This is a genomic window from Arthrobacter sp. Hb9-2, from assembly GCF_059091165.1.
Genome location: NZ_JBNHGJ010000007.1, coordinates 92325 through 117749 on the forward strand (window position 1 = coordinate 92325; position 25425 = coordinate 117749).

General features: G+C 64.6%; 25 protein-coding genes. 10 read left to right on the forward strand and 15 right to left on the reverse strand.

All coding sequences use genetic code 11. The features are described from left to right. The first annotated feature begins 26 nt into the window (after positions 1-26). The 4 genes from lipB to AC5RV1_RS06430 all read left to right on the forward strand — a co-directional run bounded on the left by lipB (position 27) and on the right by AC5RV1_RS06430 (position 3029). The gene (gene lipB / locus AC5RV1_RS06415; RefSeq protein WP_493948757.1) at positions 27-695 is read left to right on the forward strand and encodes a lipoyl(octanoyl) transferase LipB; all 669 of its coding nucleotides are present in this window, start codon (positions 27-29) and stop codon (positions 693-695) included. Then, complete coding sequence (lipA, locus tag AC5RV1_RS06420) at positions 692-1699, forward strand: lipoyl synthase (RefSeq protein WP_493993929.1); 1008 nt, start codon at positions 692-694, stop codon at positions 1697-1699. Before lipB ends, lipA begins: the two co-directional genes overlap by 4 nt. An 87-nt stretch (positions 1700-1786) precedes the next feature. Continuing rightward, positions 1787-2539: a DUF4191 domain-containing protein gene (locus AC5RV1_RS06425; RefSeq protein WP_493993930.1), complete on the forward strand. Its 753-nt coding sequence runs from the start codon at positions 1787-1789 to the stop codon at positions 2537-2539. Positions 2540-2684: 145 nt separating this feature from the next. Further along, the gene (locus AC5RV1_RS06430) at positions 2685-3029 is read left to right on the forward strand and encodes a DUF3817 domain-containing protein (RefSeq protein WP_493993952.1); all 345 of its coding nucleotides are present in this window, start codon (positions 2685-2687) and stop codon (positions 3027-3029) included. A gap of 12 nt (positions 3030-3041) precedes the next feature. Here AC5RV1_RS06430 and AC5RV1_RS06435 read toward each other — a convergent pair whose 3' ends face one another. Then, positions 3042-3479, reverse strand: coding sequence for an RDD family protein (locus AC5RV1_RS06435; protein WP_256247460.1), 438 nt, complete (start codon positions 3477-3479; stop codon positions 3042-3044). Between the two features lie 288 nt (positions 3480-3767). Between AC5RV1_RS06435 and glnA (AC5RV1_RS06440) the strand changes: the two genes are divergently transcribed. After that, positions 3768-5192: a type I glutamate--ammonia ligase gene (glnA, locus tag AC5RV1_RS06440; protein ID WP_139028876.1), complete on the forward strand. Its 1425-nt coding sequence runs from the start codon at positions 3768-3770 to the stop codon at positions 5190-5192. Positions 5193-5335: 143 nt separating this feature from the next. Here the strand turns inward: glnA (AC5RV1_RS06440) and AC5RV1_RS06445 are convergent, their stop codons facing one another. From AC5RV1_RS06445 to glnA (AC5RV1_RS06465), 5 genes are all read right to left on the reverse strand, one after another. Next, on the reverse strand, positions 5336-5785 hold the full coding sequence (locus AC5RV1_RS06445; protein WP_493993931.1) for a hypothetical protein: 450 nt from the start codon (positions 5783-5785) through the stop codon (positions 5336-5338). Positions 5786-6175: 390 nt separating this feature from the next. Next, positions 6176-6709 (reverse strand): GNAT family N-acetyltransferase, encoded by a 534-nt coding sequence (locus AC5RV1_RS06450; RefSeq protein WP_493993932.1) that lies wholly within the window; start codon positions 6707-6709, stop codon positions 6176-6178. A gap of 5 nt (positions 6710-6714) precedes the next feature. Next, a complete protein-coding gene (locus tag AC5RV1_RS06455) occupies positions 6715-7173 on the reverse strand; it encodes a VOC family protein (RefSeq protein WP_493993933.1) in 459 nt (152 codons plus the stop codon). Between the two features lie 69 nt (positions 7174-7242). Beyond that, complete coding sequence (locus tag AC5RV1_RS06460) at positions 7243-10254, reverse strand: bifunctional [glutamine synthetase] adenylyltransferase/[glutamine synthetase]-adenylyl-L-tyrosine phosphorylase (RefSeq protein ID WP_493993934.1); 3012 nt, start codon at positions 10252-10254, stop codon at positions 7243-7245. A 9-nt stretch (positions 10255-10263) separates the two neighbouring features. Continuing rightward, positions 10264-11604 (reverse strand): type I glutamate--ammonia ligase, encoded by a 1341-nt coding sequence (gene glnA / locus AC5RV1_RS06465; RefSeq protein ID WP_163163079.1) that lies wholly within the window; start codon positions 11602-11604, stop codon positions 10264-10266. A gap of 259 nt (positions 11605-11863) precedes the next feature. Here glnA (AC5RV1_RS06465) and panB point away from each other — a divergent pair, with 259 nt between their 5' ends. Further along, positions 11864-12760, forward strand: coding sequence for a 3-methyl-2-oxobutanoate hydroxymethyltransferase (gene panB, locus AC5RV1_RS06470; protein ID WP_493948764.1), 897 nt, complete (start codon positions 11864-11866; stop codon positions 12758-12760). A 54-nt stretch (positions 12761-12814) separates the two neighbouring features. Here the strand turns inward: panB and AC5RV1_RS06475 are convergent, their stop codons facing one another. Then, positions 12815-12979, reverse strand: a complete 165-nt coding sequence (locus AC5RV1_RS06475; RefSeq protein ID WP_493948765.1) for an SPOR domain-containing protein — start codon at positions 12977-12979, stop codon at positions 12815-12817. 118 nt (positions 12980-13097) lie between these two features. Between AC5RV1_RS06475 and map the strand changes: the two genes are divergently transcribed. The 3 genes from map to AC5RV1_RS06490 all read left to right on the forward strand — a co-directional run bounded on the left by map (position 13098) and on the right by AC5RV1_RS06490 (position 15678). Then, positions 13098-13976: a type I methionyl aminopeptidase gene (gene map, locus AC5RV1_RS06480; RefSeq protein ID WP_493993935.1), complete on the forward strand. Its 879-nt coding sequence runs from the start codon at positions 13098-13100 to the stop codon at positions 13974-13976. 125 nt (positions 13977-14101) lie between these two features. Continuing rightward, entirely contained in the window at positions 14102-14905 is an 804-nt protein-coding gene (ppgK, locus tag AC5RV1_RS06485) for a polyphosphate--glucose phosphotransferase (protein WP_493948767.1), read from the forward strand. 2 nt (positions 14906-14907) lie between these two features. Beyond that, on the forward strand, positions 14908-15678 hold the full coding sequence (locus AC5RV1_RS06490; RefSeq protein WP_493993936.1) for an SDR family oxidoreductase: 771 nt from the start codon (positions 14908-14910) through the stop codon (positions 15676-15678). A 77-nt stretch (positions 15679-15755) separates the two neighbouring features. On the opposite strand, the gene nrdR is transcribed toward AC5RV1_RS06490, so the two are convergent. The 3 genes from nrdR to AC5RV1_RS06505 all read right to left on the reverse strand — a co-directional run bounded on the left by nrdR (position 15756) and on the right by AC5RV1_RS06505 (position 18356). Beyond that, positions 15756-16262 (reverse strand): transcriptional regulator NrdR, encoded by a 507-nt coding sequence (gene nrdR / locus AC5RV1_RS06495; RefSeq protein WP_256247453.1) that lies wholly within the window; start codon positions 16260-16262, stop codon positions 15756-15758. A 155-nt stretch (positions 16263-16417) separates the two neighbouring features. Then, a complete protein-coding gene (gene hisD / locus AC5RV1_RS06500) occupies positions 16418-17815 on the reverse strand; it encodes a histidinol dehydrogenase (RefSeq protein WP_493993937.1) in 1398 nt (465 codons plus the stop codon). A gap of 4 nt (positions 17816-17819) precedes the next feature. Continuing rightward, positions 17820-18356 (reverse strand): hypothetical protein, encoded by a 537-nt coding sequence (locus AC5RV1_RS06505; protein ID WP_493993938.1) that lies wholly within the window; start codon positions 18354-18356, stop codon positions 17820-17822. A gap of 125 nt (positions 18357-18481) precedes the next feature. On the opposite strand from AC5RV1_RS06505, the gene AC5RV1_RS06510 reads away from it, so the two are divergent. After that, positions 18482-18982 (forward strand): flavin reductase family protein, encoded by a 501-nt coding sequence (locus AC5RV1_RS06510; RefSeq protein ID WP_163163064.1) that lies wholly within the window; start codon positions 18482-18484, stop codon positions 18980-18982. Positions 18983-19077: 95 nt separating this feature from the next. On the opposite strand, the gene dnaE is transcribed toward AC5RV1_RS06510, so the two are convergent. The 5 genes from dnaE to AC5RV1_RS06535 form a co-directional block, all read right to left on the reverse strand. After that, positions 19078-22635, reverse strand: coding sequence for a DNA polymerase III subunit alpha (dnaE, locus tag AC5RV1_RS06515; protein ID WP_493948772.1), 3558 nt, complete (start codon positions 22633-22635; stop codon positions 19078-19080). Positions 22636-22671: 36 nt separating this feature from the next. Then, positions 22672-23598 carry an RluA family pseudouridine synthase gene (locus AC5RV1_RS06520; RefSeq protein WP_493993939.1) on the reverse strand — a complete coding sequence of 309 codons (927 nt, stop codon included), beginning with the start codon at positions 23596-23598 and terminating at the stop codon, positions 22672-22674. Further along, positions 23591-24163, reverse strand: coding sequence for a signal peptidase II (lspA, locus tag AC5RV1_RS06525; RefSeq protein WP_430228453.1), 573 nt, complete (start codon positions 24161-24163; stop codon positions 23591-23593). The genes AC5RV1_RS06520 and lspA overlap by 8 nt, the downstream gene beginning before the upstream one ends. Positions 24164-24254: 91 nt before the next feature. Then, the gene (locus AC5RV1_RS06530; protein ID WP_430228452.1) at positions 24255-24944 is read right to left on the reverse strand and encodes a DivIVA domain-containing protein; all 690 of its coding nucleotides are present in this window, start codon (positions 24942-24944) and stop codon (positions 24255-24257) included. Between the two features lie 178 nt (positions 24945-25122). Further along, positions 25123-25410, reverse strand: coding sequence for a YggT family protein (locus AC5RV1_RS06535; protein ID WP_163163054.1), 288 nt, complete (start codon positions 25408-25410; stop codon positions 25123-25125). Positions 25411-25425 lie beyond the last annotated feature (15 nt).

Sequence of the window (25425 nt, forward strand, 5' to 3'; positions counted from 1 at the left end):
GGCGCCCAAGGTCTAAGCTGGATGCCATGACTCTTGAGTTTTCACAGCTGGGTCTTGCTCCGGACTTTGTCGACTACACCCGCGGTTGGGCCATCCAGAGCGAACTCCACGACAACGTCGTCGCCGGAAAGGCCCCGAGCACTGTACTCCTCCTCGAACACGCCCCGGTCTATACGGCCGGTAAACGGACGGAGGATCACGAACGGCCCTTCGACGGCACGCCGGTGGTCCCGGTGGACCGCGGCGGCAAGCTCACGTGGCATGGCCCTGGCCAACTGGTGGGGTATCCCATTATCAAGCTGAAGAACCGGGCCGGGATTCGCGACTACGTCGAACGCCTCGAGTCGGTCATCATCAATGTCCTTGCGGACTACGGCATCCAGGCCGTGCGGATCAAGGGCCGGGCAGGGGTCTGGATCGCAGCAGACGCGAAGGGCCCGGACAGGAAGATTGCCGCCATCGGCATCCGCGTCCATGAGGGCGTCACCATGCACGGGTTCGCCATCAACTGCAACAACGATCTTGCCCCGTACACGCAGATCATTGCCTGTGGAATAACCGATGCCGGTGTAACAACCATCGCCCAGGAAACCGGTTATGACGTCTCCCCGGCTGACCTCGTTTCCAGAATCACCGAAGAACTGCGCAAGAATGAAGACGCCCTGATCGCTACCCCCGAAGGAGCTCTACTGTGACATTGGCACCTGAAGGCCGGAAGCTTTTGCGCGTTGAACAGCGCAACTCTGCTGTCCCGGTGGAGCGGAAGCCGGACTGGATCAAGGCCAAGGTCCAGATGGGGCCGGAGTTCGTCCAGCTCAAGAACCTGGTGAAGAAGGAAGGCCTGCACACGGTGTGTGAGGAGGCCGGCTGCCCCAACATCTTTGAGTGCTGGGAGGACAAGGAAGCCACGTTCCTGATCGGCGGGTCCGAGTGCACCCGGCGGTGTGATTTCTGCCAGATCGACACCGGCAAACCCTCCCCGGTGGACCGGTTCGAACCAACCAAGGTGGCCAGGTCCGTGCAGGCGATGCAGCTGCGTTACGCCACCGTCACCGGCGTGGCCCGCGACGATCTCGAGGACGAGGGCGTGTGGCTGTACGCCGAGACGGTCCGCAAGATCCACGAACTGAACCCGGGCACCGGGGTGGAGCTGCTGATCCCCGACTTTTCCGGCAAACCTGAACACATCAATGCGATCTGCGACTCCAAGCCCGAGGTGTTCGCGCACAATGTCGAGACCGTGCCCAGGATTTTCAAGCGGATCCGGCCGGCGTTCCGCTATGAGCGTTCCCTGGATGTGATCACGCAGGGCCGGAACCTGGGCATGGTGACCAAGTCCAACCTGATCCTGGGGATGGGCGAGACCCGCGAGGAGATCTCCGAAGCGCTGCGGGACCTGCACGAGGCAGGCTGTGACCTGATCACCATCACCCAGTACCTGCGCCCGTCCGAGCGGCATCTGCCGGTGGACCGGTGGGTCAAGCCGCAGGAATTCGTGGACCTGCAGGACGAGGCCACCGAGATCGGGTTCCTCGGCGTCATGAGTGGCCCGCTGGTCCGTTCTTCCTACCGCGCCGGCAGGCTCTGGGCCACCGCGATGCGCAAGAAGGGCTGGGAGATCCCGGCAGAACTGGCCCACATCGAGTCCTCCGGCACCACCCGCCAGGAAGCCAGCTCCCTCCTCGCAGCCCACTCCTGACCCCGGAAACTCTTCATCCCCCAAGGGCCGGCACCGGAAGTCTTCGGTGCCGGCCCTTGGGCTTTGGTCACGTAGAATTAAGTCACTATGGCGAAATCCTCTGATTCCAGCAACTCCACTCCGTCTGGCTCCAGCGCAGTCAAGCGTGGCCTCTTCTCCCGCAAGCCGAAAGAAGCAAAGGTCAAGAAGCCCAGCCGGCTCAAGCAGATCGGCGAGGTCTTCACCATGACCCGCCGCCACGACCCCATGGTTCCGTGGCTTATGCTGCTGGTTTTCCTCGGCGTTGTGGCTGTCAGCTTCCTGGTGGGCTTCTGGCTTGAAAACTGGATCACGGGCCTGATCATCGGTATCCCGCTGGGCCTGCTGGGAGCCACGCTGATCCTCTCGCGGCGCGCGGAACGAGCGGCTTTCGCCCAGATCGAAAACCAGCCTGGCGCCTCAGGCGCCGCTCTGGGAACGCTTCGGCGCGGCTGGATCACCGAGGAACAGCCCGTCGCCGTCAACCCGCGCACGCAGGACGCCGTGTTCCGCGCCATCGGCCGTCCCGGCGTCGTGCTGGTCAGCGAGGGTCCCACGCACCGTGTAAAGCCCCTGCTGGACGCGGAACGCAAGCGCCTGGCGCGGATCCTTCCCAATGTCACTGTGCATGTCATCGAGAGCGGCCGCGGCGAGGGCCAGGTTCCCATCAGCCAGGTAGCGAAGAAGATGGGCAAGCTGAAGAAGGAACTGACCAAGCTTGAGGTGAATGCCGTGTCCAAGCGCATCGCTTCACTGGGCAACCGTCTCCTCATCCCCAAGGGCATCGACCCCTACAAAGCCCGCCCCAACCGCGGACGCTAGAGCGCACGCCCCGGTGTCCGGCCATGAGCCGGGACCGGGGCTTTTTTATGGCCGGCCAACGGCGCAACCGACTACAGGACAGGACAAAGTGGAACAGGACAAGGCCAAACAGGACCAGGCGAAACAGGACCAGGTGGAGTCTCCCGTGAGGAATGCCGTGCTCCGCGCCTTCCGGATCCTCGCGATCGCCGAAGCGTTCAGCTGGGCGGCGCTTCTGGTGGGCATGTACTTCAAGTGGATCGCCGGCACCACGGAAATTGGCGTGCAGGTGGCCGGGCCCGTCCACGGCGCATTGTTTGTGGGCTACGGGATCGCCGCGCTGGCACTCTGGCGGCTGCAGCGCTGGCCGTTCGTGGTGGCCCTCTTCGCAGGCCTTTCCGCCGTCTTCCCGTTTGCCACCCTCTGGTTTGAGCGCTGGGCCGGCAAGCGGGGGTACCTCGCGGCTGCCGCAGCCGAGGCTCCGGCAGCGAAGGAAGCCAGCCGCGTCTGAACCCGGGGGCACCTACCGGCGCAGGAGCAGCGTGTCCATCGCCTTGTCGTGGAGGCCGCGGTGGTCCGGATCAAAGATGACGGCGGGAACCACAAGGCAAAGCAGCACCGACCTCACCACCGCGGCCAGCGGCCCCGGCGCTCCGCCGCCGGCTTTCACCACGTGGATGCCGGCGGCGCGGTGCCCGATGCTGTAGCCAAGCGTGCCCACCAGGAGGATTTGTTCGACGGCGAAAATCGCCAGGGTGGCCCATGCGTCGCCCCCGAAGGCGAAGTTGCTGATGAGCAACGCAATGCCCCAGTCGATCATGATCGCGATGATCCTGCGCCCTGCCCGGGCAATGGAACCGGACCCGGACTCCGGCAACCCAAGCCGCTCACCCGGATACTTGGAGATGCCCGAGGTGTCAGGGCCGGTGAGCCAGGAGCCAATGTCTTTGCGATCTACCACCGTCCAAGTTTACCGGGTTCCTTCGCCCACACTGTGGAAGCGGTTAGACCACAGTGTGGACGGCGGATAGCCTTTCCATATCAGGGCATTCTGTAACCTGCCCGAAACAATGCGGACACGGACGGGAAATGCCGCGTCCATAGGCTGTTAGCAGTTTCAAGCAAATCCACCGGCAGACATTTGCAGCGGTACTTTCAGCAGGGAAACACTGCGGCGTTTCCCTGCTTTGGATTGCGCTGGATCAGATGGCTTTCACGCCAGATAGTTACATATGCGTTAGGAGCATAGATGTTCAAGACTGCGGACGAGGTCCTCAAGTTCATCAAAGACGAAGACATTAAATTCGTCGATATCCGTTTCACCGACCTTCCGGGTGTCCAGCAGCACTTCAATGTCCCGGCCAAGAGCGTTGACGCCGACTTCTTCATCAACGGCCAGCTCTTCGACGGATCCTCCATCCGCGGTTTCCAGGGCATCGCCGAATCCGATATGCAGCTGATCCCGGACGTCACCACCGCGTTCCTGGACACGTTCCGCATGGAAAAGACCCTCGCGCTGAACTTCTCCATCGTCAACCCCCGCACCGGCGATCCGTACCACCGTGACCCCCGCGGCGTGGCTGAGAAGGCCGAAGCCTACCTGGCCTCCACCGGCATCGCTGACACCGCTTTCTTCGCTCCCGAAGCAGAGTTCTTCGTGTTCGACAACGTCCAGTACCAGTCCTCCCCGCAGGGCAGCTTCTACAAGATCGATTCCGAAGAAGCCCACTGGAACACCGGCCGCGAAGAAGAGGGCGGAAACCTCGGTTACAAGACCCCCGTCAAGGGCGGCTACTTCCCGGTCTCCCCCACGGACAAGCAGGCTGACCTGCGCGATGCCATGTGCGTCGCCCTGGACGAAGCCGGCCTCGAGGTCGAGCGCAGCCACCACGAAGTTGGCTCCGCCGGCCAGGCTGAGATCAACTACAAGTTCACCACGCTGACCCACGCTGCCGATGACCTGCAGAAGTTCAAGTACGTCATCAAGAACACCGCAGACGCCTGGGGCAAGTCCGTGACGTTTATGCCCAAGCCGGTCTTCGGCGACAACGGCTCCGGCATGCACTGCCACCAGTCGCTGTGGAACGGCGGCGAGCCGCTGTTCTACGACGAGAAGGGCTACGCCGGCCTGTCCGACACCGCACGCTGGTACATCGGCGGCCTGCTCAAGCACGCCTCCGCCGTCCTGGCGTTCACCAACCCGACGGTGAACTCCTACCGCCGCCTGGTCAAGGGCTTCGAAGCTCCCGTCAACATGGTTTACTCGCAGGGCAACCGCTCCGCCGGTATCCGTATCCCCATCACGGGCACCAACCCCAAGGCCAAGCGCATCGAGTTCCGCGCGCCGGACCCCTCCTCCAACCCGTACCTGGCATTCGCTGCCCAGCTGATGGCCGGGATCGACGGCATCCGCAACCGCATCGAACCGCCGGCACCGATCGACAAGGACCTCTACGAGCTCCCCGCCGAGGAAGCCAAGGACATCCCCAAGGCTCCGGGCACACTCGAGGAAGCCCTGGAGGCCCTTCGCGAGGACAACGAGTTCCTGCAGGCCGGCGGCGTCTTCACCCAGGACCTGATCGACACCTGGATTGAGTACAAGTACGAAAACGAGATCCGTCCGCTGTCGCTGCGCCCGAACCCCTACGAGTTCGAGCTCTACTACGGCGTCTAGCCGGACCACGCGGCTGAAGCGGGCATGATCCGCCAGCACGCCGCGGAAATCTCTTACAGCAAGGCCGGCCTCAATCTCTGAGGCCGGCCTTCCTGCTGTCCGGATCTGCCAGGGCTGCGGCTGCCTGCCCGGCTTGGGCGGCGTCAACGGGCTGGGCGTGCTTCTTCTTCGTCAGCCGCGCCTAACAGCTGTACGGCGACCCTGGCGAACTCCGTCGGGAGTTCGGCGTCTAAAGACGCAAGGATGACAGTGGTGCGCTCCGCTGTGTCCACATTGCTTATTTCCTCGTTGTACAAGTCATCGGCCTCGCGCTTCAACCCGGCACCTGCCGCCTCGTCCAGGGCTTTGCCGCCCATAGACCACTTGAAGTCGTAGCTGTAGGTGGGTGCCCAGCCCTGGATGGCATCGGCAACAGTGGAGAACGTGAACTGACGTCCTTCTCTATTGAATGCGCTCACCAGGTACATATTGACTGGTTCCGTACCCTCGCGGTTGTCCACGTCCGCTACCAGGTAGGAAATTGGCGCTGCTCCGACCTTGCCTCTGTAGGCCTCGATCGCCGCGAGGGCAGGGTCTGCCGCAGGTGTCGGCAACGTGAAAGTTATCCGGGCACCCGACGCTGTAGTGAGCCCGTACAGTCCTGCGGGCATTGCTGCCCGTGCTGCCGTAGTTGAGGGTGAAGCCGCGCTTGTGCCCGCCGGTCCCGCCGTCGGACCGTTTTGCGCGGGCACCGGCGCTGAACACGCGGCGAGCATTAGGACAAAGGCCGGCAGAGCAATCCTGATCCGCTTCATGGCTTCCCAAAAGTAGGCGTATAAGGTGGGGATCCGGCTCCAGACGTGCTGAGACCGGGAACCGGATCCCCTGACGAGTGCTCCCCGAGACGAAGACTTTGCAAGCCTTCCCCCCAACAAGGTTTGAAGAACACCGTCAATCCTCATACTCGGGCAATACGGGACCGAGCGCAACGCCGGCATGCCCCGTTACGGTGCGGCGGGCCGGTCAAAACCGCGGAACATGATCCGCTGGGGTCCCGCGGAGCCCCCCGTATACTGCCCCCGGTCCTCAAAGCCGGCGCGGCGGTAGGCGGATAGTCCCGCGGGATTCGCTTCGTTGACGGAAAGGACGACGCCGGTCTCACCGGACCCGCGCCTGATGCTGAGTTTTTCCGCGGCCGCCACGGCGGCGGCAGCACCCAGCGGACCAAAGCCTTTGCCCTGTTCCCGCCGGTCGATCAGGAACCCCCGCAGCAGCCAGGCTGAATCGTCATGTGGCCAGCCCGCCAGCCGGGCTGCGCCGGCCTGCAAAGTGAGCACGCCGACGGCCCGCCCGAGGAATTCAATCACATAGGGACGCCGGGATTCCTCAGCGAGCCCCGCCAGGACCATTCGCAGCGGATCACCGACGAACTGCTCCTGGCCAGGCCTGAGTTCCAGCTCCGCCACTGCGCCCAGCTGGATGGCACGTGCGTCGTCGTCGAGGTCCTGAAGCGAAATCAGCCAGACCGTGTGGTCCATGCCGCTCAGGGCTGCGGGCCGGCGGACCCGTCAGTGGCCATGGAATCAGCCCCCACGGAATCGGCCGACGGACCGGCGGGATCCATCCACATCACTTCCCAGAGGTGGCCGTCCGGGTCCTGGAAGCTGTGGCTGTACATAAATCCGTAGTCCTGGGGGTCTTCGGACGGAGACCCGCCGGAAGCCAACGCGGTCTTGACGGCCCCATCCACTGCTTCCCGGCTGTCCACGGAGTAGGCGATGATCGCTTCCGCGGAGTCCTTGCTGTTAGCAACGTCCTTGGACGTGAACGTCTTGAAGAAGGTATCCACCAGGAGCATGACATATGCATTCTCGTTGATGATCATGCACGTGGCATTCTCATCCGTATAGTCCGGGTTGAAGGAGAAGCCGAGGGCAGCGAAGAACTCCACGGAACGATTCAGGTCTCTGACGGGCAGGTTGAAAAAGATTTGGGTAGCCATGGGCTCAAATTAGCACCGGCCCCGGACAAGTGTCAGCCACTCCCGACGAGCAATGGCGCAGCAGCCCGGTCAGTGGCCGTAGAAAACCCGCTCAAAGACTGCCCTGGCCCGGCGGCTGACGCGCAGGTAATCCTCTTCCAAAACCGCCGCCTGGCCGGGTTCGTAACCGCACCACCGCGCCACGGCTTCCAGGTCACGCCGTGAGGACGGCAGCAGGTCCGAGGCCTTGCCGCTCCAGATGACGTTTGCAGACCTGATCCGGCTGGCAAGACGCCAGGCAGCCGCCAGCAAGTCCGCGTCGTCCCTGTCCAGCAGCCCGGCCCGGGTTGCGGCTTCGAGCGCCCCGATGGTGGACGTGGTCCGCAGCTCCTCGAGTTTGCCCGCATGCTGAAGCTGCAAAAGCTGGACCAGCCACTCGACGTCACTGAGCCCGCCCCGGCCCAGCTTGAGGTGCCTGGCTGGATCAGCCCCGCGGGGCAGGCGTTCTGATTCAACCCTTGCCTTGACGCGCCGGATTTCGCGGACATCCTGCTCCGATATGGATTCCGGATACCTGATGGGATCGATGAGGTCGAGGAAGTCCGCGGCCAGGGCGTCATCGCCCGCCATCGGCCGTGCACGCAGCAACGCCTGCGCCTCCCAGATGAGCGACCAGCGCCGATAGTACTCGGCGAAGGAGTCCAGGGAGCGGACCATCGCGCCGCTCTTGCCTTCCGGCCGCAGGTCAGCGTCAACCTGCAGCACCCGTTCGGCCATAATGGCCGGCTTCAGCGGCTGGGTCAGGAGGCTGGAAACCTTCGCCACTATCCGCGATGCCTGCTCCTGTGCCTCCTCCTGCGAAAACCCAGGCAGTGCCCTGTGGACGTACATCACATCGGCGTCGGACCCGTAGCCGATTTCGCGGCCGCCCTGACGGCCCATGGCCACCACCAGGACAGCGGTTTTCAGTGGCCCCTTGGCGGAGACGATTCCTTCGGCCACGCGGAGTGCGCCCAGCACCGCGGCCCTGTCGGTGTCTGCCAGGGCGGCCCCCACACGGTCCTGGTCCAGCAGTCCGGAGGAGTCCGCAATGGCGATCCTCAGCGTCTCGCGCCGCCTGATCAGCCGGATCAGCCGCATGGCACTTTCCGGATCAGCATGGCGGGACATCTTGGAGGTTATCTCCTGCCACTGCGCCTCGAACGTCACCGGGACGAGGTCCTTATCCTGGCCGAGCCACGCCACCGATTCAGGGGACACTTCCAGCAGATCGGCGATCAGGCGCGAATTGGACAGCATGTGGCACAGGCGCTCGGCGGCAGCGTTGGAGTCCCGGAGCATTCCCAGGTACCAGTGGGTGGTGCCCAGGGCTTCGCTTACCCGGCGGAAGGCGAGGAGGCCGGCGTCGGGATCCACGCCTTCGGCCAGCCAGTCAAGCAGGATGGGCAGTAGTTGCCGTTGCAGGGCCGCCCTGCGGCTCACCCCGGCGGTGAGGGCTTCGATGTGGCGCATGGCGCCCTTCGGGTCCCGGTAGCCGAGGGCAGCGAGACGGCCCTGGGCGGCTTCGGGCGTCAGCCTGGCGTCCTCGCTGCTGAGTTTAGCTGCGGTGTTGAGCAGGGGCCGGTAGAAGATTCGCTCATGCAGCTCACGCACCGAGCGCTTTGTTTTCTGCCAGGCGGTCAGCAGAGCGTCCGGATGCGGACGCTCGTTGGAAAACGGCCCCAGAACCGCTTTGGCCAGCGCCCGGAGGGCCGGCTCGCCGACCGGCATCAGGTGCGTCCTGCGGAGCTGGAAGAGCTGGATGCGGTGCTCCAGCAGGCGCAGGTACCGGTACGCATTGTCGAACGCCGCGGCGTCAGCCCGTCCGATGTAGCCGCCTGCTGACAGGGCGGCGATCGCGGAGGTCGTATCCCGCCGGCGCAGAGTTTCGTCGGATTTGCCGTGGACCAGCTGGAGCAGCTGCACCGTAAACTCAACGTCGCGGAGTCCTCCGCGGCCCAGCTTGATCTGGCGCTGTTCCTCTGCCTGCGGGATGTGTTCCGTAACCCGGCGCCGCATGGCCTGCACCGATTCAACAAACCCGTCCCGGCTGGCCGAACTCCAGATCAGCGGCGCGATGGCGTCCTCGTACTGCCGGCCAAGGGCAACATCACCGGCGATGGTGCGCGCTTTCAGCAGGGCCTGGAACTCCCAGCTCTCCGCCCACCGAGCGTAGTAGGTCTCGTGGGAGGCAAGGGTGCGCACCAGCGGACCGGATTTCCCTTCCGGCCGGAGGTTGGCATCCACTTCCCACAGCCCGGGTTCCCTGGCGACTGATGAAATCGCACGGGATATCCCGCTGGCCAGGGCAGTGCCAATCGTACTGCCCTGTGCCTCCTCCAGGCCGCCCGTCTCGACCACGTAAATGACGTCGACGTCGGAAATGTAGTTAAGCTCCCGCGCTCCGCACTTGCCCATCCCGATGACGGCAAGGCCGACGTCGGCCACGTCCGAGGCGCTGAACTGGCCCGCTGCCTCGGCGCGCGAAACAGCGAGGGCCGCCTCGATGGCTGCCCCGGCGAGGTCTGCGAGCTCCCCGCCGGCCAGGGGCAGGAAATCCAGTGGATCCGCCGCGCACAGGTCCTTGACGGCAAGATCCACCACCCCCCGGCGGTAGGCCGTCCGCAGGGCGGCGTACGCCTCCGTTCCGGTGACGCCGGCGACGGGCCGGGCTGCCCGCGGATCGGCACCCACCGATTGGAGGAGGACAGCGCGCAGCGCCGAAGCATCCGCCTGCAGGGGCTCGGGGCTGGGACGCACATTAAAGGCGTCAAGGTGTTCGGGGTGGCGGATGAGGAACTCCCCCAGCGCCTCCGAAGCCCCCAGCACCCGGTACAGCGGTTCACTCGTTTCGGGGTCGGCGCCCGCCAACTCCCGAAGGGCGGGATGCTTTTCGATCAGCCGCACCAGGGACTGAAGGGCTGTGTCCGGACTGGCTGCCATCTGCAGCCCCGCAAAGAGCCGCTCTTCGTCCAGTCCTTCAAGCTCGCGGGCAGCCAGAAACCGCTCGCCCTTCTCCAGGTCACTGAAGCCGGCCGAAATCAGGCGCCGTGCGAGGCTCACAACCGGTGCCTAGAGAATTCCCAGGTTGCGCTGCAGCTCGTACGGCGTCACCTGGAGCCGGTAGTCCTGCCACTCGGCACGCTTGTTCCGCAGGAAGTGTTCGTAAACCTGCTCGCCCAGGATCTGCGGCATCAGTTCAGAGTCCTCCATCGAGCGGATGGCCTCATGCAGGCTGGCCGGAAGGGGATCGTGCCCCATCGCGCGGCGCTCCGCCGAACTCAGTGACCAGACATCGTCCTCGGCGGCAGCCGGCAGGTCGTAGCCTTCCTCGATGCCCTTCAGCCCGGCGCCCAGCAGGACGGCGTAGGCAAGGTAGGGGTTTGCTGCGGAATCGATGCCGCGGTACTCGATCCGCGCCGACTGGCCCTTGCCCGGCTTGTACAACGGGACGCGGACCAGGGCCGAGCGGTTGTTATGTCCCCAGCTCAGGTAGCTCGGGGCCTCCCCGCCGCCCCACAGCCGCTTGTAGGAGTTCACGAACTGGTTTGTCACCGCAGTGAACTCGGGGGCGTGCTTGAGGATGCCGGCAATGAACTGGCGCGCTGTCTTGGACAGCTGGAATTCGGCGCCGGCCTCATAGAAAGCGTTGGTGTCCCCCTCGAACAGGGAAAAGTGGGTGTGCATGCCGGAGCCGGGGTGCGCGGTGAAGGGCTTGGGCATAAAGGTGGCGTAGGTCCCCTGCTGGAGCGCCACTTCCTTGATGATTGTCCGGAACGTCATGATGTTGTCCGCCGTCTGGAGGGCATCCGCGTAGCGCAAATCGATCTCGTTCTGCCCCGGGCCCGCTTCATGGTGGCTGAACTCCACCGAAATGCCTACGGATTCCAGCATCGTCACCGCCGTGCGGCGGAAATCCTGGGCCACTCCGCCCGGGACGTGGTCAAAGTAGCCACCCTCGTCAACCGGCACCGGTGCGCCGTCCGGGCCTGGCTCCTGCGACTTGAGGAGGTAGAACTCGATCTCAGGGTGGGTGTAGCAGGTGAACCCCATGTCCGCGGCCTTGGCGAGCGTGCGCTTGAGGACGTTGCGCGGGTCTGCGGTGGAAGGCTCACCGTCAGGCGTCAGGATGTCACAGAACATGCGGGACGTCTGCTCCGTTTCGCCGCGCCACGGGAGGATCTGGAAGGTGGACGGGTCCGGCTGCGCGAGCATGTCGGACTCGAACACACGCGCCAGCCCTTCAATAGCTGAACCGTCGAAACCGAGGCCCTCTTCGAATGCACCCTCCACTTCCGCCGGCGCCAGCGCCACGGACTTGAGTGAACCCACGACGTCGGTGAACCACAGGCGCACGAAACGTACGTCGCGCTCTTCGATTGTGCGCAGGACAAACTCTTGCTGGCGGTCCATGATGGCCTCTTCTCCGGTCAACGTCCATGCCCCGGTCCGCAGAATGCCGGCAGCAGTTCACAAACACTGTACTAAGCAATTGACGCCGATGCTGGAGCCTGCAGGCCGCGTAACACAGCGTTAACACGGCGGCCAGCGAAATCCCGCCAACAGCAGCCCCTGCCCGGGCCGCGGCCGACGCCTCCCTTATGACGCGAATCACCCATGCTGGAGACACCGCCTGTAGCTAGGACCGCCGGTGCCGCATTACGCTCATGCCATGGCCTCAAGCAACAGTCCTGACTCAAGCACGTCCGCCGACGTCCCCGCCCCCTACGGCAGCGGGCCTGGCCAGGGCGCGCCGCCGCCCTCAGAGCGGAAGCCTGCCAAGGTGCGCGTCCACCATCTTCAGCAGGCCAAGAACGACGGAACCAGGTTCGCGATGCTGACTGCCTACGAGCAGTACACGGCAGAAATCTTCGACGCTGCGGGCATCGAGGTGCTCCTCGTGGGTGACTCAGCGTCCAACAATGTCTTCGGCAATGAAACCAGCCTGCCGGTAACCGTGGATGAACTGCTCCCCCTGTGCCGCGCAGTGGCACGTTCCGCCAAGCGGGCCCTCGTTGTGGCCGACCTGCCGTTCGGCAGCTACGAGGTTTCCCCCGAGCAGGCCGTCGCCGCGGGCGTGCGGTTCCTGAAGGAAGGCCTGGCGCATGCCGTCAAAATCGAAGGCGGCAAATACTATGCGCCGACGGTCCGGGCCATGGTGCAGGCAGGGATTCCGGTGATGGCCCACATCGGCTTTACGCCGCAGAGTGAGCACGCGCTGGGCGGTTACCGTGTCCAGGGCCGCGGCAGCGACGCTCAACGCCTGATTGACGACGCCGTGGCGTTGGCGGATGCCGGCGCCTTCAGCGTGCTGATGGAGATGGTCCCCGCGGAGACGGCGGCGGCAGTGGATAAGGCCGTCACCGTTCCCACCGTTGGCATCGGCGCCGGCAAGGAGACCACCGGCCAGGTGCTGGTCTGGCAGGACATGGCCGGACTCCGGGGCGGCAGGATGGCCAAGTTCGTCAAGCAGTACGCGGACCTGCGGACCACTCTCCTGGATGCGGCTGCGGCGTACGGTGAGGATGTCAGGTCCGGCCAGTTCCCAGGGCCTGAGCACACTTTCTAGGCGCAGGTTCCCCGGAAGCAGGCCGGCGCCAGGCCGGCCTGCCCTGCGTGCCCGTCAGTCGTCGTCGCCCTTTTCCCAGGCTTCATTGCGGGCGCGGACCTTCTCCAGGGCGTGCTCCGCTTCTGCCCTCGTCTTGTAGGGGCCGATCAGCTGGCTCCAGTCCGAGAGCCGGTCCTCCTCCACCTCGTGGGTTTTGATGTTGTACCAGTACTCAGTCATCGTTGTTCCCCGTTCCGGCAGGCAGGAACCTGCGTGACGCGCGTAACTTAAACCCTTACGCGGGACAGACGCGGCTCCCGGTTGTTAGGCGTTCTGTGGTGCCTTATATGATCAATCTATGCCTTCCCTTGCCTCGACTGCACCCATCGGCACCCTTACCCCGGGAACCGTCAGCCCGCAGCGTCCCGTCCCGGCGTCCATCCCCCGCCCCGAGTATGTGGGCAGGCCGGCACCCGCGAAGTTCACCGGTTCCGAGGTCAAATCCGCGGAAACCGTCGAGAAGATCCGCGTGGCCGCAAAAATCGCCGCGCAAGCCATCGTTGAAGTGGGCAAGCACATCGAGCCCGGTGTCACTACCGACCAGCTGGACAAGGTGGGCCACGAGTTCCTCCTTGACCACCACGCATACCCCTCCACCCTCGGATACCGGGGATTCCCCAAGTCCTTGTGCTCGTCACTGAACGAGGTCATCTGCCACGGGATCCCGGACACTACCGTGGTCAACGACGGCGACATCCTCAACATCGACATCACGGCCTACGTCGACGGCGTCCACGGCGACACCAACTACACCTTCCTGGTAGGGGATGTTGACGAGGAGTCCCGCCTGCTCGTGGAACGGACCCAGGAATCCCTGAACCGTGCAATCAAGGCCGTTGCCCCGGGACGCGAGATCAACGTGATCGGCCGCGCCATCGAGTCCTACGCCAAACGCTTCGGCTACGGGGTGGTCCGGGACTTCACCGGCCACGGTGTCGGCGAGGCCTTCCACACCGGGCTTATCATCCCCCACTACGACGCCGCCCCCGCCTACAGCACAGTGATTGAGCCCGGCATGGTGTTCACCATTGAACCGATGCTGACGCTGGGCACCGTGGAGTGGGACATGTGGGCCGATGACTGGACCGTGGTGACCCGGGACCGCAAGCGCACCGCCCAGTTTGAGCACACGCTGCTGGTCACCGAGTCCGGGGCGGAGATCCTGACCCTCCCCTGACCCGCAGCAGTCCCAAGCTTCCCAACACCTTATAACCGGTCAGCCAGCGCTGTTGACCACGCAACTACCGGGACCGGCTTCGCGCCGCCCCTCCCTGCCCGCCCCTGCCACGAACGGAAAACCCATTGGCCAAGAAGGACGAGAAGTCGCACAAGAACGCCCCGCTGATCGGCATCGACATCGGAGGCACGGGAATCAAGGGCGGCATCGTCGACCTGAAGAAGGGCAAACTGCTGGGTGACCGGTTCCGCGTTCCCACCCCTCAACCGGCCACCCCGGAGTCGGTTGCCGAGGCCGTGGCACTGGTGGTTTCCGAGCTCTCGGCACGCCCTGAAGCGCCTGCTGCCGGCTCGCCCGTTGGCGTCACCTTCCCTGGCATCATCCAGCACGGCGTGGTCCACTCCGCCGCGAACGTGGACAAGAGCTGGCTCAACACCGACATCGACGGCCTCCTGACGGCGCGCCTGGGCCGTCCGGTCGAGGTCATCAACGACGCCGACGCCGCCGGCCTCGCGGAGGCCCGCTATGGCGCCGGGGCAGGGGTCGCCGGCACGGTTCTGGTGATCACCCTCGGCACGGGAATCGGCTCGGCCTTTATCTTCGACGGCAAACTCGTACCGAACGCCGAGCTGGGCCACCTGGAAATCGACGGCCACGACGCGGAAACCAAGGCCTCCGCCGTGGCCCGGGAAAGGGACGGCCTCACCTGGGACGAATACAGCGTCCTGCTGCAGCGCTACTTCTCCCATGTCGAGTTCCTGTTCTCCCCCGAACTGTTCATCGTGGGCGGAGGCATATCCAAGCGCGCAGACGAGTACCTCCCGAAGCTCAAGCTCCGCACGCCGATCGTGCCTGCGGTCCTGCGGAACGAGGCCGGCATCGTAGGCGCCGCCATCGAAATCGCTTTGAAGCACAAGCTCGCAAAATAGCGGTGAGCGTCGTTTCGGGCCCCGCCACCCGCGGCGTCATGGTGGTCACCGGTGCCAGCCGGGGCATCGGTGCCGCCACCGCCCGCTTGGCTGCCCGCACCGGTTACGCCGTGGTGGTGAACTACTCCGCCGATGCTGACGGTGCCGCGGCGGTGGTAAAGGACATTACGGACGGCGGCGGCACGGCAGTAGGTGCCGAGGCCGACGTCAGCGATCCCACCGCAGTCCGCTCCCTGTTCGACGCCGCCGTGCGGCTTGGGCCGCTGACTGCAGTAGTAAACAACGCGGGCATCACCGGCAACCTAATCGGGAACCTCGTGGACATGCCCGCTGAGAACATCCGGCGGGTCATGGATGTCAACGTCACCGGGCTGATCTACGTCTGCCAGGAAGCGGTGCGGCGCCTGGACAATCGGGCGGGCGGCGCAGGCGGTTCCATCATCAATATCTCCTCCACGGCAACAAAGGCAGGTTCCCCCGGAACCTGGGCGCACTACGCGGCTTCCAAGGGGGCGGTGGATGTGCTCACCACGGGCCTGGCGGCTGAAGTGGCAAAGCAGGGCATCCGGGTGAACGCAGTTGCGCCCGGGAGCACCAACACCGGCCTGCACGCCGCGGCCGGGATGCCGGACCGCGTTGAGCGGCTCAACCCGACCATTCCGCTCGGCAGGGGCGCTGAACCCGAAGAGGTGGCGGCCGCCGTACTGTGGCTAATGTCGGCGGAGGCGGGCTATATCACCGGCGCCGTGCTGCCCGTTTCAGGGGGAAGGTAGCCGGCCTGGCCCCTGGCGGGCGCCAAGTGTGGTGCCGGTGGTGGCTGCGGCTTCCCCTCCACTGCCACCACCGGAGCTTACAGTGCGCTCTTTTCGGAGCTTCTGGCGCCCTTGGCAGGAGTACCCTTTGCGTCCTCTTCGGCTTCCTGGCGGAGCAGGGCTATAGCCGATTCGAAATCCTCAAGGGATTCGAAGGCCTGGTAGACGCTCGCAAAGCGGAGGTAGGCCACCTTGTCCAGCTTCTGCAGCGGACCGAGGATAACGAGTCCCACCTCGTGGGCGTCGATTTCGGCGGCGCCGGATGAGCGGATCTGCTCCTCGACTTCCTGGGCGAGCAGCGCAAGGTCGTCCTCGCTGACGGGGCGTCCCTGGCAGGCCTTGCGGACGCCGTTGATGACCTTGCTGCGGCTGAAGGGCTCCCCCACGCCGGAACGCTTGATGACGGACAAACTGGTGGTCTCCACCGTGGTGAACCTGCGCCCGCATTCGGGGCACTGGCGGCGCCGGCGGATGGCCGAGCCGTCGTCCGCCATGCGGCTGTCCACCACGCGGGAATCGGGGTTGCGGCAGAACGGACAATACATGGCGTCCCTTCTTTCGCTGGATAATCTTCGCTTGGTGGCTTGCTTCTTGATGGCCCCTGAGCCAAAGCACAGGCAGCCCGATATTGCCTCTTAGTTTACGTCCCGGCGCAGCCTAATCACAAGCCTGTAACTACTACATGTTGTGGTGCGTCCTACTAGATAGCGGAGCCCGGCAGGTCCTGGCCCCTTGGGAACCGGGCCGTCACCGCCTCGCCGTGGGCGGGCAGGTCTTCTGCGCCGGCCAGGCTGACGATGTGGCCGCTTACTTCCGCCAGGGCGTCACGGCTGTAGTTCACTACCTGGATGGCACGCAGGAAGGTGGTGACATTCAAGCCGGACGAGAACGCAGCTGTGCCGCTGGTGGGCAGTACGTGGTTGGAGCCGGCACAGTAATCCCCCAGGCTGACGGGGCTGTAGTCCCCAACAAAGATGGCGCCGGCATTGCGGATCCTGGCGGCCACGCCGGCTGCGTCCCGGGTCATGATTTCCAGGTGTTCTGCTGCGTACGCGTCGCAGGCAGCGATACCCTGTTCCAGGTCGTCCACCAGGACCACTCCGGACTGCGGGCCCGACAGTGCTTCGCGGACCCGGCCGGAGTGCTTCGTCGCCACGGCCTGCCGGCCGAGTTCCCTGCGTACGGCAGCCGCGAGGTCCTCGGAATCCGTAATCAGCACCGAGGCTGCCTTGGGATCGTGCTCGGCCTGGCTGATCAGGTCGGCGGCAACCAGGGCAGGTTGGGCCGTGGAGTCCGCCAGGATGGCGATTTCGGTGGTGCCCGCCTCGGAATCGATCCCCACCACACCCTTGACCAGGCGTTTGGCCGTGGCCACGAAAATGTTGCCCGGCCCCGTCACCACATCCACCGGTTCCAAAGCCGGACCGGCCTCCGTCGCCTGCACCCCGTAGGCGAATGCGGCGATGGCCTGGGCGCCGCCGATGGCGTACACCTCAGTGATGCCGAGCAGTGCAGCGGCCGCCAGAATGGTGGGATGCGGCAGCCCGCCAAACTCCTTCTGCGGAGGGGATGCCAGGGCAATGGACTCCACTCCGGCTGCGAGGGCCGGAACCACGTTCATGATCACCGAAGACGGGTACACGGCCAGGCCGCCGGGGACGTAGAGTCCCACCCGCGCCACCGGCACCCAGTTCTGGCTGACCACCGCGCCGTCCCCGAGTTGGACCTCCACGTTGCGCGGACGCTGGCCGTCGGCGAACCGGCGTGCCCTGCTGATCGATTCCTCCAGCGCCCGCCGGACGGCCGGATCCAGCTTTTGAAGCGCCGCCGAGAGGGCCTCCTGCGGGACGAGCGGGTGGTTTTGCGCCACCCCGTCGAAGCGCAGGGCCAGTTCGCCCAAGGCATCGAATCCCCGTTCCCGGACGGCCGCGATGATGTCGAGGACCTTTTCCTCCGCGTCGGCCACAGTCTGGCCCTGGGCGCGCGGCACCGCAGCGCGAAGTCCAGCGAGGGTCAGGTTCCGGCCCCGAAGGTCAACGGTCCGGAAGCTAACGGCGGAAGCGGCGGGGGCGGCGGGAAACTCCGAAGAAATGGTCACCGCACTATTTTACGGGCCCAACTGCAACGGACCGCGAACTGTCCGCGCCGCCGTCGTCCTTCCTGCCCAGGAGGTGCATCAGCTCCAGCACGAAGACGGATACGGCAGTGGCAGCGGGCCACAGCAGCAGCACGGGCAGGGCGCGCAACGAAAAGGCAATGCTGGCGTTGGCCGAGGCGTCCACGTCAGGCCCCCACAGCTGCGCGGACAGCAACCCTGCCTGCCAGGCGAGGACTGCGCCGCATAAGGCGCCGGCCAACCCCATCAACAGGTCTGCCTGCGGGTCCCGGCGCTTTTTGTCCGCCAGGAACACCGCCAGGAGGCACCCCGCGAACACCAGCAGCCCGGCCAGCGTGAGGTCCCTTGGCAGCCACACCTGGGGGTTGGTGCCGGCGCCGAGGGCCGGGTCCCTGGTGATGAGGTTGAGGCCGCCGGGCGCCAGGATCCACCAGAGGATTCCAGCGGGCACGCCCAACGCTGCCGGGACCGCGAGCAGGGCCCAGGGCAACCGCGGACGTACCCGGCGGGTTGTTTTCGTCATGCAACAAACCTTAACAGTTGTTCCAGCGGCTTAACGGCCGGACGTGGGGCTTCAAGAGATTCCCTGCCTGGCCAACGGGACCATACCCTTGAAGGAGAACGCAGCCATCCACCACAGGAGTACCAGTGACCGTAAATGACGTACCGTTCGAGCGGACGTTCAGGGAGATGTTCCGGCGCCATGCCGCGGGCGTTGCCATCATCACGGTCAACTACCAGGACAAGCCGTTTGGATTCACCGCCACGTCCGTCGCGTCGCTGTCAGCGCAGCCCCCGCGTTTCACCTTCAACATGGCGCGCAGTTCCAGGTCATGGCCGGCCGTGGCCAACACCACCTACCTCGGGGTCCATATGCTCGGCCTGGAAAACCAGCAACTCGCTGACCGGTTTGCCGGGGCCGGCAACCGCTTTGAAGGCGACCACTGGGATGTCGGGCCGCACGGGGTGCCGGTGCTCAAGGATGTGGCTGGGTGGTTGATCGGCGAGGTGCAGATGCGCCTCTCGTTCGAGAACAATGCGGTTGTGGTGGTCCAGGTGGTTGACGGCCAGGTGGGCGGGGACGGCTCGCCGCTGCTCTACCACGGAGGCGGCTACAGCCAGCCCGTGCCGCTCGATTACGAGATCTGACAATTCACCTCCAAACAGCAGCCGACGGCGGGATTCACTCCCGCCGTCGGCTGCTGTTTGCTGGCCCTCCCCGGAGCCCCTCAGGCCCGGAGCCCTCAGGCGTCCAGGCAGGCGGGGCCCAGCAGTACCTTCAGGTCGCCAAAGAGCGACGGGCTCGGGTTCACGCGGAGGTGTACCGGCAGTCCCATAATCTCGGTCCTGGTGTCGCCCTGCAGATGCAGGCGGACTTCCGAGTTCCCGCGGTGCGTCCGGAGCACATCGCCCAGCTCCGTGACCACAGCCTCAGTGGCCTTGTGGGTGGGCATGGTGATCACGAGTGGTCCGTTCAGCCCTTCGCTCAGGTCCGGAACGGACAGTTCCATGCAGTTGAGGGTGATCGCGCCGTCGTCACGCTTCTGCAGGCGCCCCTTGACCACCACGATCAGGTCTTCGGCAAGCACCGAGGCAATGGGTCCATAAACCTGGCCAAAGAACATCACTTCCATCGAACCGCCCAGGTCCTCCACCTCTGCCCTGGCGTAGGCGTTGCCGCTGGCCTTCGCGATCCGCCGGCTGAGCGACGTAATCATGCCGGCGATGGTGATGATGGCGCCGTCCTGCGGCCCATCCTCGCCGAGGACGGACGTGATGGTCATTTCGGCGTGCTGGCTCAGCACCCCTTCAAGGCCCTGCAGCGGGTGGTCCGAGACATACAGCCCCAGCATGTCCCGTTCGAAGGAGAGTTTGTCCTTCTTCTCCCACTCCGGAAGGTCAGGGATATCGATGCTCAGCGACGACTCGGACTCGGCCTCCTCAAAGCCGGCGAAAAGGTCGAACTGGCCAATCGCCTCGTTCCGCTTGAGCGTGATAACCGAATCGATGGCCTCCTCATGGATCATCGCCAGGGCACGGCGGTGATGGCCCAGTGAGTCGAATGCGCCGGACTTGATGAGCGACTCAATGGTGCGCTTGTTGCAAACCACTGCCGGCACCTTCATCAGGTAATCCTTGAAGGACGTAAACGCACCCTCGCTTTCGCGGGCTGCCACCATGGCTTCCACCACGTTGACGCCCACGTTGCGGATGGCGCCCATGCCGAAGCGGATGTCATTGCCCACAGGAGTGAAGTTCAGCGCGGACTCATTAACGTCCGGCGGCAGCACGGTGATGCCCATGCGACGGCACTCGTTCAGGTAGATGGCTGACTTGTCCTTATCGTCACCCACCGAGGTGAGCAGCGCGGCCATGTACTCCGGCGCGTAATGGGCCTTGAGGTACGCGGTCCAGTAGGAGATGACGCCGTATGCGGCAGAGTGTGCCTTATTAAACGCGTAGTCCGAGAACGGCAGCAGGATGTCCCACAGGGTCTTCACGGCCTGCATGGAGTAGCCGTTGTCCTGCATGCCCTGGGAGAAGCCCGCGAACTGCTTGTCCAGCTCGGATTTCTTCTTTTTACCCATGGCGCGGCGGAGGATGTCTGCCTGGCCCAGCGAGTAGCCGGCCAGCTTCTGGGCCACCGCCATCACCTGCTCCTGGTACACGATCAGGCCGTAGGTCCCGCCGAGGATTTCCTTGAGGGGTTCCTCCAGTTCGGGATGGATGGGGATGACTTCCTGGATGCCGTTCTTGCGCAGTGCGTAGTCGGTGTGGGCGTTCGCCCCCATGGGGCCCGGCCGGTACAGGGCGAGGACAGCCGAGATGTCTTCGAAGTTGTCAGGCTTCATCAACTTGAGCAGGGAGCGCATCGGTCCGCCGTCGAGCTGGAACACTCCCAGCGTGTCACCGCGGGCCAGCAGCTCGTAGGAGGGGGCGTCGTCGAGTTCCAGGGACTCCAGGTCCAGGTCGATGCCGCGGTTCATTTTGATGTTTTCCAGGGCATCGGAAATGATTGTGAGGTTCCGCAGCCCCAGGAAGTCCATCTTGATCAGGCCAAGGCCTTCACAGGTGGGGTAATCGAACTGCGTGATCACCTGGCCGTCCTGGATCCGGCGCATGATGGGGATGACGTCGATGATCGGGTCCGAGGACATGATCACGCCGGCGGCGTGCACGCCCCACTGGCGCTTCAGCCCCTCAATGCCCAGCGCTGTCTCGAACACCTTGGCGGCTTCCGGGTCCGTGCTGATCAGCTGCCGGAAGTCGCCGGCTTCGCCGTAGCGTTTGGCCTCCGGGTTCTGGATATCCGCCAGTGGGATGTCCTTGGCCATCACGGCCGGGGGCAGCGCCTTGGTCAGCTGCTCCCCCATGCTGAACGGATACCCCAGCACGCGCGAGGAGTCTTTCAGCGCCTGCTTTGTTTTGATCGTGCCGTAGGTGACGATCATGGCAACGCGCTCGTCACCATACTTGCGGGTCACGTAGTCGATGACTTCCGGGCGGCGCCGGTCATCGAAGTCGACGTCGAAGTCAGGCATGGAGACGCGGTCAGGGTTCAGGAACCGCTCGAAGATCAGGCCGTGGCGCAGCGGGTCCAGGTCGGTGATGCGCATGGCGTAGGCCACCATCGAGCCGGCACCGGAACCACGGCCGGGACCTACCCGGATCCCGTTGTTCTTGGCCCAGTTGATGAAGTCCGCCACCACCAGGAAGTAGCCGGGGAAGCCCATGGAGGTGATGACGCCCAGCTCGTAGTCGGCCTGGGCCCGCACCTCGTCCGGAACACCGGCGGGGTAGCGGTACTCGAGCCCCTTGGCTACTTCCTTGACCAGCCATGAGGTTTCGTCCTCGCCGGGCGGGCAGGGGAACCGTGGCATGTAGTTGGCCCCGGTGTTGAAGGAAACCTCGCACCGCTCGGCGATCAGGAGGGTGTTGTCGCAGGCATCGGGGTGGTCCCGGAAGAGCTCACGCATCTCCTGCGGTGACTTCAGGTAGTAGCCGCTGCCGGAGAAGGCGAAGCGGGAGCCGCCGTTGTCGTACGTAGGTTCCAGGAGGGTGGAGCCGGACTGAATGGCCAGCAGGGCCTCGTGGGCTTTGGCGTCGTGCTCGTGGGTGTAGTGGAGGTCGTTGGTGGCGACGAGGGGAAGGTTTAGGTCCTTGGCGAGCCGGAGCAGGTCCCCGGTGACCCGCCGTTCGATGTCCAGCCCGTGGTCCATCAGTTCGCAGAAGTAGTTTTCGGCACCGAAGATGTCGCGGAACTCGGAGGCGGCCTCAAGCGCCTCGCGGTATTGGCCCAGCCGCAGGCGCGTCTGGATCTCCCCGGAGGGGCAGCCGGTGGTGGCGATAAGCCCTTCGGAGTAGGTGTTCAGCAGTTCCCGGTCCAGCCGCGGCCATTTGCCGAATACCGCGTCCAGGGAGGCGATGGAGGACGCCCGGAACAGGTTGCGCATGCCCGCGTTGTTGTAGCTGAGCAGCGTCATGTGCGTGTAGGAGCCACCGCCGGAGATGTCGTCCTTGCGCTGGTGCTCCTCGCCCCAGCGCACCCGGCTTTTGTCGCCGCGCGCCGTTCCCGGGGTGACGTAGGCCTCGACGCCGATAATCGGCTTGATCCCCTTGTCGGTGGCCTTCTTCCAGAAGTCGAAGGCGCCGAAGAGGTAGCCGTGGTCCGTGGTGGCGATGGCGGGCATGCCCAGCCGTTCGGTTTCGTCGAACAGCTCTCCGAGCCTTGCGGCACCGTCCAGCATTGAATACTCGGTGTGGTTGTGGAGATGGACAAACGAGTCGTTGCTGGAAGTCACCGCACTATTCTATGCGCTGGTCCGGCTGGCAATTGGCTAGGCTTGCCCGGACTCCAGCACTTCGAGGGCAAACGCGAGGTCCTGCGGGTAGTCGCTGACCACACGTACCGGTTCGCCCGTCACCGGGTGTTCAAAGCCAAGCTCACGGGCGTGCAGCCACTGCCGCGTCAGGCCGAGCGTGGCGGCCAGGCGGGGATCGGCGCCGTAGGTGAGGTCACCGGCGCAGGGATGGCGCAGTGCCGAGAAATGTACCCGGATCTGGTGGGTGCGTCCGGTCTCCAGGTGCACCTCCACGAGGCTCGCCTTGCCGAATGCTTCCACCACTTCGTAATGGGTTACGGACGGCCGCCCGTCCTCAATGACCGCAAACCGCCAGTCGTGTCCCGGGTGCCGGCCGATGGGCGCATCAATGGTGCCTACCAGCGGATCGGGCAGGCCTTGGACCACTGCGTGGTAGACCTTGTCAACAGTGCGTTCCTTGAATGCCCGCTTTAGGGCGGTGTAGGCGCGTTCGGACTTGGCCACCACCATCGCCCCGGACGTCCCGACGTCGAGCCGATGGACGATGCCGGCGCGCTCGGGCGAGCCGGAGGTGGAAATGCGGTACCCCGCCCCGGCAAGGCCCCCCACCACTGTGGGGCCAACCCAGCCCGGGGAAGGATGGGCGGCAACACCCACGGGTTTGTCGACGACGACGAAATCGTCGTCGTCGAGCAGGATCTTCAGGCCTTCCACAACTTCCTCCACGACTTCCAGGGGGTCACGCCGTTCCGGCAGGCTCACCTGGAGGACGTCTCCGGCCACGAGCTTGGCTGACTTGCCCAGTGCTTTGCCCCTGCTGAGGACATTGCCTTCAGCGATCAGGGTGGCCGCAAGGGATCGGGAAATTCCCAGCAGCCCGGCGAGGCCCGCATCTGCGCGGAACCCCGCAAATTCTTCGGCGACGACGACGCGCTCAGGCATCGCTGGACTTCTCCTTGCGCTCATGGGTGAGCCGGGTTCCGTCCAGGGCGATTCCGCGCAGCGTCAGGATGCAGATGATCGCAACGGCGGACACTACCGCTGAGTCGGCGATGTTGAAGATCGCAAAGTTGGGCAGTTGGATGAAGTCCACGACGTGCCCCATTCCGAACGACGGCTCCCGAAAGAGCCTGTCAGTGAGATTGCCCAGCGCGCCGCCCAGCAGCAGCCCGAGGGCAAGGGACCACCATTTGGAGCCCAGCTTGCGAACCTGGAAGAGGATGGCCACGGCAACGGCGGCCATGATGATGGAGAACACCCACGTAACGTTTTCTCCGATGGAGAACGCCGCCCCCGAGTTCCTAATGAAGTACCAGTGCAACAGCGGCGGGAGTACCGGAATCCGTTCCCCTTCCACCATCGTGGAGGTGACCCAGATTTTCGTCAGCTGGTCCAGGACGTAGGCAAAAACTGCGAACCCTGCAAAGAGGGACAGCAACACGGCCCTCCGGGGGCGGGGCGAAGGCGGTACGGGGCGTGCCGGGTCGGCGGCGAGTTCGTCAGTCATGGTGCTTTCATTTGTAAGACCTGTGTCAATGCCAAAAGCCGGTGGCCGAGGAATCCCCAGCCACCGGCTTTCAGAATACGTGCTTGCCGGATTAGTTGGCTTCGCTGACTTCCGGCGTTGCCACTGAGCCGCGGGCATCGAGATCGCGGAGCTGGCCCTCGATGTAGGCCTTCAGGCGTGAACGGTAATCGCGTTCGAAACCGCGGAGCTGCTCCACCTTGCGCTCCAGCACGGAACGCTGCTGCTCAAGGGCGCCAAGGATCTTGCGGGACTTCTCCTGGGCGTCGTTGACGAGGCTGCTGGCTTCGATCTGCGCCTCTGCGATGATCTTGTCCTTCTGTGCCTGTCCGTCTGCGACGTGGCGGTCGTGCATCTGCTGGGCCATGGCGAGCAGGCCGGCGGCGGATTCGGCTGAGGCCGTGGAGGCGGCCGGAGCGGCGGCAACGGGAGCAGCAGCTGCCGGAGCGGCCGGCTGGACGTCCTTCTTCTTGCGCTCTTCGGCGGCCTTGGCTTCGGCTTCTGCCTTCTCGCGTGCTTCGTCCTTGTCGGACTTGACGGGCGCGGGGACCTTTTCCACCACTGGTGCGGCGGCGGAGCTGGCGGGAACGCTGGACCCGGCTTCGGCGAGCTTCTTGCGAAGTTCGTCGTTTTCCTGGTTCAGGCGGCGGAGTTCAACAACGATTTCGTCCAGGAAGTCATCAACTTCATCCTGGTCGTAGCCTTCGCGGAACTTGGTCGGCTGAAAGCGCTTGTTGACAACGTCTTCTGGCGTCAAAGCCATCTGGTCACCTCACTGGTCTAGTTAGTCAGTAGGCCTTCCGGCCGTCAAAACTACGGTACCTAAAGTTGGACTGGTTCCTCTAATTCAACACTGCGGTGTCAAACTCGAGATTTCTTCACATTGCAACGGTGGTTCCCGGCGGGTTCCATCCGTGCGTTGCTTGGGTCTGGCGGGTAAATCAGGCGAGGCCTCTGGTGATCCCCATGGCAATACTGACGGCGATGAACAGGACCAGGAATCCCAGGTCCAGCGAGATACCGCCCAGGCGCAGTGGCGGGATCAGCCGGCGCAGTCCGTTGAGCGGCGGGTCGGTGATGGAATAGACGGCGTGCGCCGCCACCAGCGCCGCTCCCCGGGGACGCCACTCACGGGCGAACATCTGGACCCAGTCGAAAACCAGACGGATGATCAGTGCCACAAAGAACAGCAAAAGCGCGAGATAGACAAGCCCGAAAACAATTCCCATGACTTAATTCATATC

Excerpts from the sequence above, each read along its gene's own strand:
- lipB (WP_493948757.1), top strand. The coding sequence starts at position 27 with ATGACTCTTGAGTTTTCACAGCTGGGTCTTGCTCCGGACTTTGTCGAC.
- AC5RV1_RS06425 (WP_493993930.1), top strand. The coding sequence starts at position 1,787 with ATGGCGAAATCCTCTGATTCCAGCAACTCCACTCCGTCTGGCTCCAGC.
- glnA (WP_139028876.1), top strand. The coding sequence starts at position 3,768 with ATGTTCAAGACTGCGGACGAGGTCCTCAAGTTCATCAAAGACGAAGAC.
- AC5RV1_RS06450 (WP_493993932.1), bottom strand. The coding sequence starts at position 6,709 with ATGGACCACACGGTCTGGCTGATTTCGCTTCAGGACCTCGACGACGAC.
- AC5RV1_RS06455 (WP_493993933.1), bottom strand. The coding sequence starts at position 7,173 with ATGGCTACCCAAATCTTTTTCAACCTGCCCGTCAGAGACCTGAATCGT.
- glnA (WP_163163079.1), bottom strand. The coding sequence starts at position 11,604 with ATGGACCGCCAGCAAGAGTTTGTCCTGCGCACAATCGAAGAGCGCGAC.
- panB (WP_493948764.1), top strand. The coding sequence starts at position 11,864 with ATGGCCTCAAGCAACAGTCCTGACTCAAGCACGTCCGCCGACGTCCCC.
- AC5RV1_RS06475 (WP_493948765.1), bottom strand. The coding sequence starts at position 12,979 with ATGACTGAGTACTGGTACAACATCAAAACCCACGAGGTGGAGGAGGAC.
- map (WP_493993935.1), top strand. The coding sequence starts at position 13,098 with ATGCCTTCCCTTGCCTCGACTGCACCCATCGGCACCCTTACCCCGGGA.
- nrdR (WP_256247453.1), bottom strand. The coding sequence starts at position 16,262 with ATGTATTGTCCGTTCTGCCGCAACCCCGATTCCCGCGTGGTGGACAGC.
- AC5RV1_RS06505 (WP_493993938.1), bottom strand. The coding sequence starts at position 18,356 with ATGACGAAAACAACCCGCCGGGTACGTCCGCGGTTGCCCTGGGCCCTG.
- AC5RV1_RS06520 (WP_493993939.1), bottom strand. The coding sequence starts at position 23,598 with ATGCCTGAGCGCGTCGTCGTCGCCGAAGAATTTGCGGGGTTCCGCGCA.
- lspA (WP_430228453.1), bottom strand. The coding sequence starts at position 24,163 with ATGACTGACGAACTCGCCGCCGACCCGGCACGCCCCGTACCGCCTTCG.
- AC5RV1_RS06530 (WP_430228452.1), bottom strand. The coding sequence starts at position 24,944 with ATGGCTTTGACGCCAGAAGACGTTGTCAACAAGCGCTTTCAGCCGACC.
- AC5RV1_RS06535 (WP_163163054.1), bottom strand. The coding sequence starts at position 25,410 with ATGGGAATTGTTTTCGGGCTTGTCTATCTCGCGCTTTTGCTGTTCTTT.